The organism is Paludisphaera mucosa (assembly GCF_029589435.1).
GTDB classification, from domain to species: Bacteria; Planctomycetota; Planctomycetia; order Isosphaerales; family Isosphaeraceae; genus Paludisphaera; species Paludisphaera mucosa.
The window spans coordinates 2,708,383-2,722,418 of record NZ_JARRAG010000002.1; the positions used below are offsets into that span (position 1 = coordinate 2,708,383).

Sequence of the window (14,036 nt, forward strand, 5' to 3'; positions counted from 1 at the left end):
AGCCCCGGCTTCGACGGGCGGCGAGGCCCGGTCGAGGCGGCGGCCTCTCCGGGGAGGGCCGATGTGATCGAGGGACGGACCTGCTAGACTGGCCTCGTGAACAGGGAAGGCCGTCGCGACGACCGATCGATAGGGAAGGGAGACGCCGCCGAGATGGACGATCAAGCCGTCATCGTCGAGTTCGAGTATCCGGAAGACAGCCTCGATCCCCTGCTGGAGCTGGAAGACCACCTGGAAGCGGCGATCGAGACGGCCGAACTCGGCGAGTTCGACGGCCACGAGCTTTCCGTCGACCTGGATCAGGGCGTGCTGGATTTCTACGGCCCCGACGCCGAGGCGATCCTCACCGCCGTCCGCCCGCTCCTGCAGGCCGCGACCTGCCTGCGAAACGTCCGCGTCACGCTCCGCTACGGCCCTCCCGAAGACGGCGTCGCCGAACGCGTGGAGACGCTCGTCGACTGAGGCCGCGTCGGGCCTATTCGCGAGGATGGGATTCGGAGGTCCACGTTGCATGCCCCGTCGCGCCTCCGGGGAGAGGCTCGCCGTCTCGGCGTGGAGCGTCTCACGGACACCTGTGACGGCGTGCTATCATGGATGATCGAGCTGCGGACCCGGTCGAATATTCGGAGGTCATGGGACAGTCCGGGGCCATCCTGGGCTGGGGCCATGACCGGGCGGGTCCCGGGGGCAAAAGTGGTCCTGGCGAAACCCGCGAGCCGTGCTCGCGGTCGAATGTCGTGTTTCGATTGATTTTTAGCGGCGAGATGGATGATGCTTTGGGGCTCTGGGCGCATATGGCGAAATGCGTCGACCGTCCAGTCGTGCTTTCCAATAGGGAAGTGGCCGCTCCCAAGTCCATCCACCGCATGGGAAACCGACTCGACACGACGGCGAACATCGCGACCTTCGGTTCGAGGGAATCCGTCACATTCCACCGATTATTTGATGGATTCGGCTCCTGGCCCCGACCAGAACGATCGCACCGTGGGTCCGGACGTTTCTGGAAATCAACACCATGACCCCATCCTAGCCAAAATGCTCGTGACATCGATATATTGCTTGACTTAACTACGTCCAATTTGGTTCATGTAGACGTCGTCGGAATCACCCTCCCGCTGCAAAGAAACCTCGCTGATCCGGCACGACAATTGCCATCCGCCCTTTTCCTAAACTTGTTTTCCGCACGCTTCACGGATTGATCACCTCAGGGAATTCTTCGAGGAACTCAGCATGAAGACCGTCCGCTCGCTCTGCCTTCTCGCCGCCTTCGCCGCTGCCGTCATCGCCGCCCCCGCCACCCACGCCGGGCCCGTCCCGGTCGACTTCGGCACCACGGGCACCTTCAACGGCTCCAACGACACGTTCTACGACGCCGGCGGCAACAACATCATCTCGTTCGACGGCCTGGGTCTCAAGACGATCAACCTCGACACCACAAGCCCAACGGTTTCCACCACCAACTTCGGGTCGTTCGACACGACCCTATTCAACTCGACCGCCGAGATCACCTTCTCCGTGAGCTTCGCGTTGACGATCCAGCAGCTGAACCCGACCCCGAGCGGGAGCGACATCATCGTTTTCACCGGAACGATCGCGGGATCGCTGAGCAACGGCACCAGCAGCCTCACGCTGACGTTCGACCCGCCGTTGTTCCAGACGATCGCCGGCAGCCCCGACGTCAAGTACTCCATCATCTCGGCCGACACGGGCATCCCCGGCACCGTCGCCATCGCCCCGAACTTGAGCGGCGGGGCCACGACCATTCAGGGCCGGGTGGAGATTTCCGCGGTCCCCGAGCCCTCGACGATCGCCCTCGCCGGCCTCGCCGCCCCGATGGTGCTGATGTATCGCCGCCGGTCGCTCCGGACGGTCTGACCCCGCGATCGGTCTCGAGCAACGGAAACGGCATGCTTCCAGGCGACTGGTCGCATGCCTTTTTTTTTTGCCCACCCCGTCGATGATCGAGTCCGACCGAACCTGTCTGTGAGGACGGCGGGGTCGCCCTCGGCGTGAGCGCCGATCCCCGACCGACCTCCCACGCGCGGCCGACGTCAGGACCACCTCGAACGGACCTGGCTCGTCCCGGCGAGTCCGACGGCCGCGGTGTGAGCGGCCATGCTTCGCCCTTCGTGATGCAGACGCAGGCTTGTCGCCGTTTCTATGCGTCTGATGAACACATCGCCCGGACCGGTTCGCGTCATTCTCTCGGGACGCCCCACCGCCGAGTGATTCGAGCGGTCGGGCTCGGGTCGGTCCGCGCCATCCGGTCCTGGGGCAGGGCGAGGATTCAGGGGGGGCTGCGCCCTGAACGCGGAATGGCGACGCCGCTTCGAAGCGCCTTCGCCGCATCCTGCGCCTTCGCCGCATCCTGCGCCCAGATCCAGCCCCGAGATAGGCTCGAGGGAAGGGATGAGCGGCGGATTGAATTAAACGTATGTTAATATATAAAGATGAGAAAAAAATTGTCTGGCTGATGTGGATTCGACTCGCCTCGGTCGGAAAGGGCCGCGGAGGCCCAGGCCGGCCCCGCTCCGACGAGACTCGCCTAGTCTAGCCCGACCCGACGACGTCGGGATCGTCACGCAGGGTCTGATCTGCGATCGAACCGAGCGCGAGATCGTGCCCGGCGACGCGGGCTGCGATAGGCCGCGCGGCGGCGAAGCGTCGGTCCCGGAAGCGGGCCGCCGGGTCGTCGTCACGGCTCGGAGCGCGCGCACGACACGGACCATCGATCCGGTCGAGCGGGCCGTCGGGACGCGGCCCGCGAAGCGCCGCTCGACCCGCCCCTTCGCTTCCCTCGGCGGCGCCGCGCCCTAACGGGTCGTGTGGGGACGCCGAGCTGCGCGCGGGAAATCCGTCGATTGCCACGCGAATCGGGGCGGTCAAGGGGTCGTAGCCGGGGTGCGAAGGCCGCGGGCGCCATGGTGTAGAGCCGGCCCGTCCGGCCTCCGACCAAGGGCCACCGCATCGGCCCGCGCGCCGACCCGGGGTGGCCGGCCATCACTTCTAAATATCATGAATTCTGAATAACTAATGAATTCGGACCGCCGCCGCGATCGAGCGGGCGTTCGATTCGTTCTATGAATGTTCGCACACGTTTTATTATGCCGTCGCGATTCCGGGCCTGCATACAGCCATCGAATCAGGCTGTGGGAAAATCCGCATATTATTTCGCACGGCGCTTGACGAGGCCCGGACACGCCGCTAACTTCATGTCGATCTGTGGATGCGACCTCGTCGACGAACGGGCGTCGCCTCCCGATCGACCACCCTGTGCGTGGTCGTCCGACGGGTCGTCGCGGCGAGTCCAACGCCGCCCCCGACCGCATTCGCAGGCTCGATGATAAGGACGATGCATGCAGCTCGGCGAATAGACGTCGGGCGGCCCCGTCCCCGTTCGACGTGGATCTCTTCACCCTCAAGGCTCGACCCCGGATTCTCGACATGACCCCCGGCCCATCGTCGGGTGGTCACCCGGCTCCGCTGCGCATTCGCCGCGACGGCGCCCGACCCCAGACATTTCCCGTGATCAATCACCTCGATGAGAGAGCTTCGTATGCTTATCGCGCGCCTCATCCCCGGACGTCGCCGCCCGGCCGCCAGCCGCACCGTCTCCCGTCCCATCCGCCCGGCCGTCGAACCGATGGAGCGGCGCGAGCTGCTGGCGTCGGCCCTGACGATCGGCAACCCCCGGGTCGTCGAGGGGACCGGGGGCGCCGGCCCCGCGATGAGCTTCACCGTCTCGCTGCTGATCCCCTCGACGGTCCCGGTGACGGTCTCCTACAACACGGCCGACCGGACCGCCCGGGCGGGGTCGGACTACGTCGCGGCCTCCGGGACGCTGACGTTCGCCCCCGGCGAGCTCGCCAAGTCCGTGCCCGTGACGATCGTGCCCGACGCGCTCCCCGAGCCGACCGAGTCGTTCACGATGAACCTCTCGAACCCGATCAACGCCATCCTCTCGGGCGCGACCGGCCTGGGCTCGATCGTCGACGACGACACGGCGGTGGCCCCGGCGTTGTCGGTGGCCGACGTGCGGATGAGTCGGGGGCTGGGAGGCAGCCGGACGATGAGCTTCACGATCGCGTTGAACGCGGCGCAGGCGGCGCCCGTGACGGTGACCGCGGCGACGGGGAACTGGTCGGCCGTCGCGGGCGTGGACTACGCGGCGAGCACGCAGGTGTTCACGTTCGCCCCCGGCGAGACGAGCAAGACGTTCTCGGTGACGATCTACGGGACGCCCACGCCGGTCGCCGAGAAGAAGTTCCTGGTGAGGTTGAGCGGCACCGCCGCGGCCCTCGCCCGCGGCACCGCCGCGGGCACGCTGGTCTTCGGCGCCTGACGAAACGGAGCCGACACCTCGCCGGGGCCGGGCGGTGCGCAGCTTCGCCGCGACCGCCCCGGTCCCGTGAGTCGAGGACGACATCAGCGTCCCCCCCTCACGAGTCTCCGTCTCGTGCGAACTGGTCGCGGAGGATTCGCAACAGCCTGCGGGGCGACGAATCGACGTCCGTCGAGCCAAGGCGATCGGCGCGGGGCCGGCGGCCGAACGTCGCCGGTCGGCTCCCGCGGATCGGCAGCAGGCGTCGCGTCGCAGCACGTCCGCCTGAAGCGGAGGCGTGCACGATGGATCGCCTTCGCGGACCCGGCAGGATCCAGCGCCGACCGCGTGTAGCAAGTCATCCACCATCAGCGCCGAGGGAAGGTCGCCCAACTGTTTATGTCGCAATGCGATCATTAAATCATATGCACCCCTTCTCTGGCCGCACATCCCGTGCGATCCGCGGAGTCGACGATCTCGGCGGGCTGCGGGACCGGCTGCAACTCGCCGAATGTGATGGCCTAACGTTCACAAGTTCGTGATGGATCGAGCGGTGCAATGTCGCCGGCACGTCTGCCAGATGGCTTACAACGCCGCGCTCAGCCATGACCGCGTGCTCAACCATCTCAAAGATGCATGCGGCCCCGCCGACACCCCTGGAACGACTCCATGCTTGTTCGATGTGCGTATTCTCCCGCACGAGGAAAAAACCAAAGCCGTCACTCAAGTCTCGACCTAGGGTTGCGATGCCTTCCGAAACTGATGCGTTCTCGAAGCGATGATCTCGACATGCGACGTCGCATATCCTCGCCGAACACGAGGGAGAGCACGATATGATGATTCAACGCTTCGTACCCGGTCGTCGACGATCGGTCGCCCCTCGTGCCACCACGCTCCGCACACGCCCGGCCGTCGAACCGATGGAGCGGCGCGAGCTGCTGGCGTCGGCCCTGACGATCGGCAACCCCCGGGTCGTCGAGGGGACCGGGGGCGCCGGCCCCGCGATGAGCTTCACCGTCTCGCTGCTGATCCCCTCGACGGTCCCGGTGACGGTCTCCTACAACACGGCCGACCGGACCGCCCGGGCGGGGTCGGACTACGTCGCGGCCTCCGGGACGCTGACGTTCGCCCCCGGCGAGCTCGCCAAGTCCGTGCCCGTGACGATCGTGCCCGACGCGCTCCCCGAGCCGACCGAGTCGTTCACGATGAACCTCTCGAACCCGATCAACGCCATCCTCTCGGGCGCGACCGGCCTGGGCTCGATCGTCGACGACGACACGGCGGTGGCCCCGGCGTTGTCGGTGGCCGACGTGCGGATGAGTCGGGGGCTGGGAGGCAGCCGGACGATGAGCTTCACGATCGCGTTGAACGCGGCGCAGGCGGCGCCCGTGACGGTGACCGCGGCGACGGGGAACTGGTCGGCCGTCGCGGGCGTGGACTACGCGGCGAGCACGCAGGTGTTCACGTTCGCCCCCGGCGAGACGAGCAAGACGTTCTCGGTGACGATCTACGGGACGCCCACGCCGGTCGCCGAGAAGAAGTTCCTGGTGAGGTTGAGAGGCACCACCGCGGCCCTCGCCCGCGGCACCGCCGCGGGCACGCTGGTCTTCGGCGCCTGATCCGCACGCCCGTCGTCCCCCATCCTGCGAGATCGGCCGCACCGGGTACGACTGACGGGGAGCGGCCCACACGACGTCGCGATCAACGATCGTGTCTTGACTTCACCAGCCCCTTTGGGATCCTCCGAACCCAAAGGGGCTGGATGTGTGGTCGCCCCACGAGGCTCCTGCCGCTGTAGGGCCGGATCGTCCGTACGGTTCGATGTCGAGATGAGGGGCCTCCATGACAAGCGAAACTCCGACGCCCGACGTCGCACGAGGCGCCTTCTGGACCGGACGCGTCCTGTCGGGTCTTGCCATCGTCTTCTTGCTGCTCGACGGCGTCATGAAGATCGCCAGGGCGCAGCCGGTCCTGGAGGCGAGCGCCGAGCTGCAAATCCCCTTGCGGGTCGTTCCCGGGCTCGGCGTCGTGCTGGTGGTCGCGACCCTGATCTACGCCCTGCCCCGGACGTCGGTCCTGGGCGCGATCCTGCTGACCGGTTATCTCGGCGGCGCGACCTGGACCCACGTTCGGATGGGAGGTCCGGCGTTCCCGGTCGTATTTCCGAGCCTCATCGCGGCCTTCGTCTGGGGCGGGCTGTATCTCCGCGAGCCTCGCCTACGGTCGCTCATCCCGCTGCGAAACCCGCGCGGGTAATCGCTCGGCTCCGAGTCGATCACGCGGCGGACGAAGTCCATGGGCCCCATGCCTTCCGACGCCCCCCATCGGGCCGCCCCGGAAGGTGATCCCCAGCACCCGAGGCCCTCCCGCTCGCGGGGCGGCGACGATGAATCTCCGATCCATTGTCGAATTCCATCGTAGGATGAGTAAGGGTTCCGCGCGAACTCGGCACACCGATGGCATTTGTCAGGGCGGCGATGAGTATCGACAAACTCGATCCGAGCGACACCCGACGTCGGCCCGTCCCAACGCGCGAGCGGGTCCGAGCGGGACTTGCCGGATACACCTCGCGAATTCCCGCCGGCGGGATCGTTCGAGCGGCCGGCTGGCGCGACGACTTGAGACGACTCGAAATTCCATCTCTGTTGAGGCGGAACGAAGCCAACTCGACGACGCGCGAGAGCATATTAAAATTTTGGAACGATGGGACTTACGCTGAGGCTCGGCGGCGATCGCGTCGGGATGGCCGGGACGAACCAAGCCAAATCGAAGCCATCCCAAAAGTCGTATCCAATTGAGCAGGCCCGCTGGTGAAACCGGGGCGGAAAATCGTAAGATGAAGGATGTCTCGCCGCCCGGGGGGTGCAACGCCCTCGAAGGGCCGGTCGAATCGGTTCCGGTGGCCCGTTCGCTGCCGCATCTATTGAAGACGAGGAGCGTGGGCCATGGCGGAGCGACGATCATATCAGGGCGGCGGTAAAGGCCGACCGCCTCGCAAGGAAGGGGGCGGTCCGAAACCGCCGGGCGGGCCGCTGCGCAGCCTCTCGGGGTCCGGCCCCAAGCCCAAGCGATTCGGCCCGGGCGGCAAGCCGGGTCGACCCGGTGCGGGCCCCGGGCAAGGTCAAGGACCGCCGCCGGGCGGGTACAGCGATCGCAAGGGGCCGCGCCGGCCTTCGGGCGATCTCACGCCCCGGAAACCCCGGCGCGACCAGGTCGCGTCGAGCCCCGAGAACGAGAAGGGCGAACGCCTGCAGAAGGTCCTCGCCCAGGCCGGGCTGGGCTCGCGCCGCGCGTGCGAGGAGTACATCCTCCAGGGTCGCGTCACGGTCGACGGCAAGACGGTCAAGGAGCTGGGCGCGCGAGTGCATCCCGGCCAGGCGGCCATCGCCGTCGACGGCGAGAAGCTCAAGGCCGAGCGCCACGTCTATTACGCCGTGAACAAGCCCAAGGGATACGTCTCCACCAACGAAGACCCGGCCGGCCGCCCGCGGGTCGTCGACCTGCTGCCCGAAGTCCCCGAGCGCGTCTACACCGTGGGTCGGCTCGACGAGGAGAGCACGGGCCTGATGCTGTTGACGAACGACGGCGACCTCGCCAACCGCCTCGCCCATCCGCGATACGGGGTGGAGAAGGTCTATCGCGCGGTCGTCGCGGGCACCCCCAGCCCCGACATCCTGGCCCGGCTCACCGACGGCGTCTGGCTCTCGGACGGCAAGGTCCGGGCCAAGCGCACCCGGATCGTCTCCTCCCAGGGCGAGGCGACCGTGCTGGAACTCGTCCTGGCCGAAGGCAAGAAGCGCGAGATCCGCCGGATGCTGGCCAAGTTCGGCCACAAGGTCATGACGCTGACCCGCGTCTCCATCGGCCCGATCAGCCTCAAGGGGCTGCTCGTCGGCGAGGCCCGGCCGCTCTCGCGGACCGAGGTCGACATGCTCCGCAAGGTCGCCTCCGGCGTGAACATCTCGCCGCCCCGCGACCTCTCCAGCGACGCCCGCCCCCGGGGCCGCAGTCCGCGCCCCAACCAGCACCAGGGCCAGGACCGCTATCAGGGCCCGGGCCGACCTCCGGGCCGACCGCGGCCCGTGGGGGATCGCTACCCGAACCCCAGCCTGGCCCAGGGGCAGGAGGTCGACATCGAGGCCCTCGGCCCGCCGCCTTCACAGCGACGCGGGGGACCTCCCCAGGGTCGTCCCGACGGTCCCCGCGGCGCGAAGCCGGAACGCTCGCCGAGCGGCGTCCGCCCGCCGCGGCCCCACTTTGACGAGGGGACCGAGGGCCCGCCCCCGCGACCGGCCGGCGCAGGTCGCCAGGGCTATCGTCCCGAAGGCGGCCCGCCGTCGCGCCCGCAGGGTAACCGTCCCGATGGACCGCCCCCGCGCCGCCAGGCCTACCGCCCCGAGGGGGGCCCACCTTCTCGCCCCCAAGGCTATCGATCCGAAGGCCCGCCGCCCCGCCCGCAGGGATACCGCCCCGCGGGGGGACCGCCGCAGCGGCCCCAGGCGTATCGCCCCGACGGGCCGCCGCAGGGGCCTCGGCCCGGAGGCCCGGTGGGTCGACCCGAAGGCCCCCCGCCGTCGCAGCGGCCGGCCCGGCCCGCAGCCGGCACCCGTCCCGGTCCTTCCGGGCCGCGGCCGCCGGGAGCGATCCGCATCCCTCGGCCGGCGGGTCCGCCGCCCTCGAAGCGGCCGCCGGTCGACTCGGGTCCGCCGCCGACATCCGAGCCGAAGGGCCGCCGGATCATCGGGCTCGACCCCCAGGTCTACCGCGCGACGAACGACGCCTCGGGCCCCGCACCGCCCTCGAAGCGGCCGATGCCCAAGCGCCGGCCATTGCGTAAGGCGGCCGGCGTCAAGCGAAAGCGGCCGGGCGACGAGGCATGAGCGAGGCCCCTAGCCCCAGCCGGGCCCTGATGCGTCCCGCCGCGACCGTCCTGGAGAACCAGGAGGTCGCGCGGGGCACGTTCCGGCTCCGGATCGCCGACCCCGAGATCGCCCGGCGGATCCTCCCCGGCCAGTTCGTGATGGTCCGCGCGGCGGCCGAAGGGACCGACGACCCCCTGCTCGGCCGGCCGTTCGCCCTCTACGACGTCCAGCACGACTCCTCCGGGAAACCGACCTCGTTCGAGGTCGTCTACCTCGTGATCGGCCGGGGCACCGACTCGCTGTCGCGCCGCAGACCCGGTGACCGGGTCGACGTCTGGGGCCCGCTCGGCAACGGGTTCGGCCCCTCGCCCGGCCCCGGTTCGGCCCTCTTCGTGGCCGGCGGCATCGGCCAGACGCCCTTCCTGGCCCTGGGTCGAGACTGGCTCGGCAAAGCGACTTACGGCGACCCCTCCGATTCCGGGAGAGCGACGACGGTCTCCTCCGCCACGCTCCTTTACGGCGTCCGATCGGCCGGATTGCTGGCCGGCGTCGAGGATTTCGAGCGCGCGGGGATCGGCGTCGAGATCGCGACCGACGACGGCTCGGCCGGTCGCCACGGGTTCGTCACCCAACTCCTGGCCGATCGGTTCGAAGCCGGTGACCGGCCCGCGAAGGTCGTCGCCTGCGGCCCCCCGCCCATGCTTGCGGGGGTCGCCCGGCTGACCCAGGCGCACGGCGTCGCCTGCGACGTTTCCCTGGAGAATCACATGGCCTGCGGCTTCGGGGCCTGCTTCAGCTGCGTCACCCCGATCCTCCAGGACGACGGCCGACCCGACCTGCGTCGAGTCTGCGTCGAGGGCCCGGTCTTCCCGGCCGACAGGGTCGACTGGTCTCGACCGTCGCACTGAACCAGGCGGTCAGCGGCGAGTCTTGGCCTGGGCGCGGATCTGGTCGCGGAGGCGGGCCGCCTGCTCGTAATCTTCGCGTGCGACCGCCTCGTCGAGCTGCTCGCGCAGCGTCTTCTCGACGGCGAAGTTCCGGCGGATTTCCTGCTCATTGAGCCGAAGCTGCTCGATGAGCGAGGGATTGGGCGATTCAGTCGCGTCACGCTCTTCCCACCAGGTACGCTGATGGAGAAGGAGCTTTTCGACGCCGTCGCGGAGAGCGTCGATGGCCTCCTCGGGCCGCCGTCGTTCCAGGGCCATGGCCGCCTGCGCCTGGGCCCTGTGGAACTGGACGAGGCCCCGAAACTGCTCGTGCGAGGCGATGTAATCTTCGTCCGCGCCATGTTTTCGGACGAAATCCATCAGCGCCAGCGTGTGATCGGAATCGCGGATCGCCAGCTCATACCGGCGGAGCGACAGCCACGCCATCCGGCGATGGTAGAACTGGACGAACTCCCGGTCGGCCTCGACGCAGTGATGCTGGGCCATCGTCCAGCCTGGTCCGGGACCGTCGCCGGGCGTCCGGTTGGCGGCGTGGTAGCGGAGGTAATCCAGATAAGTCGTCGCTCCGTGAGGCCGCGAGCCGTCGGGACGACCGGCGACCTCGAGCTGGAGCACGCCGAGTTCGATCCGGATCTGCACGACGTTGCGGCCGTCGCGGGCCCGGACCTCGCGCGCCAGAACCTCGCCCGGCTCGGGGTCGTACGGCCACCCCTGGATGACGTCGTCCAAATCCTTCCGCATCCGCCAGCCCCCCGACACGTCCCTGGCCCCCCCTCTCCGGTCGCCCCCTGGAAGATTATAGCCCCCCGGCGAAGCGAATCCTACTCGTCCCGCGACGCCGCCCTCTCCGGGGCGATTTCCCGAATTCGCGCCCGCGCCTCTCTTGCATTCGCCCCGCCGACCCGTCATGATGTTCCTATCAATCCCACCTGCCATACCGCCCTCCTAGCTCAATTGGTAGAGCAGCTGACTCTTAATCAGCGGGTTGTAGGTTCGAGTCCTACGGGGGGCATTCGCGACATCGTCCGCATCCGGCCGACGGGGGCCGTCAAACCCCGTCTTTTCTCGGGCGAAACCCACTTCGCCCGACTTCCTATCAATGACCGTCGGTCCGTCAGTCTCCGACGGTTGCCGCCACAGTCCGTCCCCTACGATGGGCAAATGATGGGCAAAGACTTCGCTTATGCGTCCGCATTCCGGCCCGTGTTTCTCGGCGTCTGACACGGCCGAGCCTTCACCTACCGATGCGAGCTGGTGGGCAATGCCATCGGTTCCGGTTGCGGCCTTCACCGACGGGGCGCTTTGCGGTGTCTCCAAGGGTTGTAAAGAGGGGAGCGACAGGGCGGCTCGCTCGACGTCGACGGCCCGGGGTCGAGTGTAGCGGCCGGTCAGTTCGAGGGTGCTATGTCTCATGAGACGCTGGACGACCCGCGGGCTGATTCCTGCGGCGTCGGCGTTGGTGGCGAGTTGGCAACGAAGAGAGTGGAAGTCGTAGACGAGCCCGGCGGCATCGCGGTAGGGAATGCCGGCGCGAGCAAGATCCGTCCGTAGCATCGCCGCCCCCCGATCGTCGTTGAGTCGGAAGATCGGCTCTCCCCTGGGGAGGTTGACGACGAAGCCTCGGAGGTCCTCGGCGAGGTCGGCCGAAATCGGCATCGTCGCCGGGTCGCCGTTCTTCGTGTATCCGGCCGCTACGGTCACGGTCGGCGGGCTCGATCGCCAGTCGAATGACGCGGCCGTGATACTCTGAATTTCGCCGTACCGGAGTCCGGTGGCGACGGCCAGTCGATAGCAGAGGGCTCGGCCGGGCCCCGTCGTCTGCCGCCAGACTGGGCCGTAGTGAGTGGTCTCGATGAGCTTTCGCAGGTCGTCGAGGCCGAGGGTCCGCCGATCGTGTCGGCGGTCCTCCTTGGCGTTGTAGCCAGTCACGCTCGCCAGCGGGTCGGACGCCAACCGGCCTGATTTCCACGCCCACTTCGAGAACGCCCGTACGGACGTACGATGGCTGTTGACCGTCCCCAAAGACAATCCCTCGTCCCGGAGAGTCTTCAACGCGTCCTGGATGCTATCGACCGACAGGTCGGATAACCTCGCGGCCCCGGCCAGGACGAAGACTTTCCGAGCCTGACTCGCCGTCAGTGCGATGTGCTTGGGTGTCGATCCCTTCGCTGAAAGGTGGGCTTTGTAGGCGTCGAGATGCTCCTCGATCGGCCGCCCTTGGTGCTCACGACGGACGAGGTCTCGGGGATCGACCAACCCGCCCTTGATCTTCGCGGCTTCGGACTCCGCGGCGCGGGCCAGGTCCTCGGTCGCCCTTCGATCCGTGCATCCCTTCCGTTCGCGGCTCACGCCGTCGGCGTCGACGAATCGGTAGTACCAGACGCGGCCGCGCTTTCGTAGACTCGCCATCGGGTTCGTCTCCTGCTCAACTCAGGGTCGAATCAAGGGGGCGGGGTCGTCGCAAGCGGCCCCGTCTCCGCCCCTCACAGTATCGACGGGGCTCGTTGGTTGCAATCTAGACGATCTCTCTCACTCGCCCAGCGGCTTGAGCTGGTTCACCTGCCGCCCGCCTTCCAACGCCACGTTGACTTGGGCGACGACGACCGACAGGGACAATCGCCTCGCTCTCGCGACGGCCAGCAACGACCGCTGGTATCGGGCGACCGCCTTGTCGAAGCAGCTCTGGTACGCCTTCAGGGCCTTCGCGTTCTGCGAGACCTCGCGCGAGAAGTAGTTGAACCACTGCTCCCAGGCCGAGACGTGCAGCCAGTCCAGCACGGCGCGCGACGCCAGCAGCTCGACCACCACGCCCGAGCCCGGTGGGGCCAGTTCGCGTCGCAGGCCCTCCATGTAATGCTCGACCGCGGCGCGGGAGTCGCCGCCCGCCACGCAGGTCGGGATGATCTCCATGAGGGAGCGCTCGGCGAGTTCGGCGAGGTCTCCCTTACGATCCCTAGCCGTCGCGACCAATTCCGCCACCCGGGCCTCGGCCGCGTCGTCTCCGAGGCGGGAGAATCGCATCAGTTCGCGGAACTCCGACCGGGGGCCAAGGCCCTTCTCAATGAATATGCCGACCTTCGATTCCACGTCCCGTCTCCTTCGCCATTCGCCGCGATGATGGCGGCGGTATCCGAGCACGCCGAGGATCGCCGCGACGGCCGCGTCGGCTTCCCGCCGGCATTCGTCCAGTTCCGCGCCGAACGCCCGGATCGGCCGGGCCCGATCCTTCGCGATCCGCTCGGCCTCGTCCCGGGCCTTGGCGTCGGACTCGACCTTGCGACTCGCCTTCAGCGCGGCGGCGGTCGCCTCGTCGCGTCGCTCTCGCTCCAGGTCGCGGATGCGAGGCACCAGGTCCGCGGGGACCGGCCCGAGGCATCGGCTCGTGAAGCGGTCGCCCGCCCGCACGGACTGGTAGAGGTAGTAGCCGTTCTTGATCCGCTTGAGGTGCATCTTCGGCCCGTCCCTCGATAACCCACCTCGCGGGGAATTCCACGCTGCCCCGCTCGCGCGTCGGCCCGAGGCGGTCCACCAGTTCCTAGCCAGTTCTTGTGGCGACGGGCCACCTGTTATCCACCGGTTTCACGGTGGCGGCCCTACCGGTCAACCACCGATTTCGTGGTAGCGGCTCGGCCTTGCGTGCGCGGGGGACTTGTCCGAAGACTACATCTCGACGCGATCCCGGTTCGCTCCGCGGGCCCTTGGGGGGAAGCGACGCAGCATCTCGGCGTCGATCGCCGGCCGGATCTTGGGATGGTGGTAGAGCACCCAGCCCTGTTTCTGCGGCCAGGCGTAGCCGGCGTAACGCGCGGCGCGGGTCGGCTTGAAACGCCCGGGCCCCTCGAAGAAATACCAGATGAACGCTCGCTGCTTCCTGGTCATCGAATCTCCTCGCGCGCGTAGGGTGTC

The 14,036-nt window shown here is 68.1% G+C and carries 10 protein-coding genes, 1 tRNA gene and 1 pseudogene; 8 read left to right on the forward strand and 4 right to left on the reverse strand.

Annotated features, from left to right (window positions below; translation table 11 throughout):
- Positions 1–153 precede the first annotated feature (153 nt).
- From PZE19_RS20035 to PZE19_RS20065, 7 genes are all read left to right on the forward strand, one after another.
- A complete protein-coding gene (locus tag PZE19_RS20035; RefSeq protein ID WP_277862374.1) occupies positions 154–462 on the forward strand; it encodes a hypothetical protein in 309 nt (102 codons plus the stop codon).
- A gap of 768 nt (positions 463–1,230) precedes the next feature.
- Positions 1,231–1,875, forward strand: a complete 645-nt coding sequence (locus tag PZE19_RS20040; RefSeq protein ID WP_277862375.1) for a PEP-CTERM sorting domain-containing protein — start codon at positions 1,231–1,233, stop codon at positions 1,873–1,875.
- Between the two features lie 1,681 nt (positions 1,876–3,556).
- Positions 3,557–4,342, forward strand: a complete 786-nt coding sequence (locus PZE19_RS20045; RefSeq protein WP_277862376.1) for a Calx-beta domain-containing protein — start codon at positions 3,557–3,559, stop codon at positions 4,340–4,342.
- A gap of 812 nt (positions 4,343–5,154) precedes the next feature.
- Positions 5,155–5,940 carry a Calx-beta domain-containing protein gene (locus PZE19_RS20050; protein ID WP_277862377.1) on the forward strand — a complete coding sequence of 262 codons (786 nt, stop codon included), beginning with the start codon at positions 5,155–5,157 and terminating at the stop codon, positions 5,938–5,940.
- 223 nt (positions 5,941–6,163) lie between these two features.
- Positions 6,164–6,577, forward strand: a complete 414-nt coding sequence (locus PZE19_RS20055; RefSeq protein ID WP_277862378.1) for a DoxX family protein — start codon at positions 6,164–6,166, stop codon at positions 6,575–6,577.
- Positions 6,578–7,266: 689 nt separating this feature from the next.
- Positions 7,267–9,201 (forward strand): pseudouridine synthase, encoded by a 1,935-nt coding sequence (locus PZE19_RS20060; RefSeq protein WP_277862379.1) that lies wholly within the window; start codon positions 7,267–7,269, stop codon positions 9,199–9,201.
- Positions 9,198–10,091, forward strand: a complete 894-nt coding sequence (locus PZE19_RS20065) for a dihydroorotate dehydrogenase electron transfer subunit (protein WP_277862380.1) — start codon at positions 9,198–9,200, stop codon at positions 10,089–10,091. The genes PZE19_RS20060 and PZE19_RS20065 overlap by 4 nt, the downstream gene beginning before the upstream one ends.
- 9 nt (positions 10,092–10,100) lie before the next feature.
- On the opposite strand, the gene PZE19_RS20070 is transcribed toward PZE19_RS20065, so the two are convergent.
- Entirely contained in the window at positions 10,101–10,871 is a 771-nt protein-coding gene (locus PZE19_RS20070) for a UvrB/UvrC motif-containing protein (RefSeq protein ID WP_277862381.1), read from the reverse strand.
- A 198-nt stretch (positions 10,872–11,069) separates the two neighbouring features.
- Between PZE19_RS20070 and PZE19_RS20075 the strand changes: the two genes are divergently transcribed.
- A tRNA-Lys gene (locus tag PZE19_RS20075) sits at positions 11,070–11,142 on the forward strand.
- Positions 11,143–11,510: 368 nt separating this feature from the next.
- Here the strand turns inward: PZE19_RS20075 and PZE19_RS33120 are convergent.
- The 3 genes and pseudogenes from PZE19_RS33120 to PZE19_RS20085 all read right to left on the reverse strand — a co-directional run.
- A pseudogene (locus tag PZE19_RS33120) lies at positions 11,511–12,539 on the reverse strand (site-specific integrase); the annotation flags it as partial.
- Between the two features lie 120 nt (positions 12,540–12,659).
- Positions 12,660–13,580 carry a hypothetical protein gene (locus tag PZE19_RS20080; protein WP_277862382.1) on the reverse strand — a complete coding sequence of 307 codons (921 nt, stop codon included), beginning with the start codon at positions 13,578–13,580 and terminating at the stop codon, positions 12,660–12,662.
- 210 nt (positions 13,581–13,790) lie between these two features.
- A complete protein-coding gene (locus PZE19_RS20085) occupies positions 13,791–14,009 on the reverse strand; it encodes a hypothetical protein (protein WP_277862383.1) in 219 nt (72 codons plus the stop codon).
- Positions 14,010–14,036: the final 27 nt, after the last annotated feature.

Excerpts from the sequence above, each read along its gene's own strand:
- PZE19_RS20060 (WP_277862379.1), top strand. The coding sequence starts at position 7,267 with ATGGCGGAGCGACGATCATATCAGGGCGGCGGTAAAGGCCGACCGCCT.
- PZE19_RS20065 (WP_277862380.1), top strand. The coding sequence starts at position 9,198 with ATGAGCGAGGCCCCTAGCCCCAGCCGGGCCCTGATGCGTCCCGCCGCG.
- PZE19_RS20070 (WP_277862381.1), bottom strand. The coding sequence starts at position 10,871 with ATGCGGAAGGATTTGGACGACGTCATCCAGGGGTGGCCGTACGACCCC.
- PZE19_RS20035 (WP_277862374.1), top strand. The coding sequence starts at position 154 with ATGGACGATCAAGCCGTCATCGTCGAGTTCGAGTATCCGGAAGACAGC.
- PZE19_RS20050 (WP_277862377.1), top strand. The coding sequence starts at position 5,155 with ATGATGATTCAACGCTTCGTACCCGGTCGTCGACGATCGGTCGCCCCT.
- PZE19_RS20040 (WP_277862375.1), top strand. The coding sequence starts at position 1,231 with ATGAAGACCGTCCGCTCGCTCTGCCTTCTCGCCGCCTTCGCCGCTGCC.
- PZE19_RS20045 (WP_277862376.1), top strand. The coding sequence starts at position 3,557 with ATGCTTATCGCGCGCCTCATCCCCGGACGTCGCCGCCCGGCCGCCAGC.
- PZE19_RS20080 (WP_277862382.1), bottom strand. The coding sequence starts at position 13,580 with ATGCACCTCAAGCGGATCAAGAACGGCTACTACCTCTACCAGTCCGTG.
- PZE19_RS20085 (WP_277862383.1), bottom strand. The coding sequence starts at position 14,009 with ATGACCAGGAAGCAGCGAGCGTTCATCTGGTATTTCTTCGAGGGGCCC.
- PZE19_RS20055 (WP_277862378.1), top strand. The coding sequence starts at position 6,164 with ATGACAAGCGAAACTCCGACGCCCGACGTCGCACGAGGCGCCTTCTGG.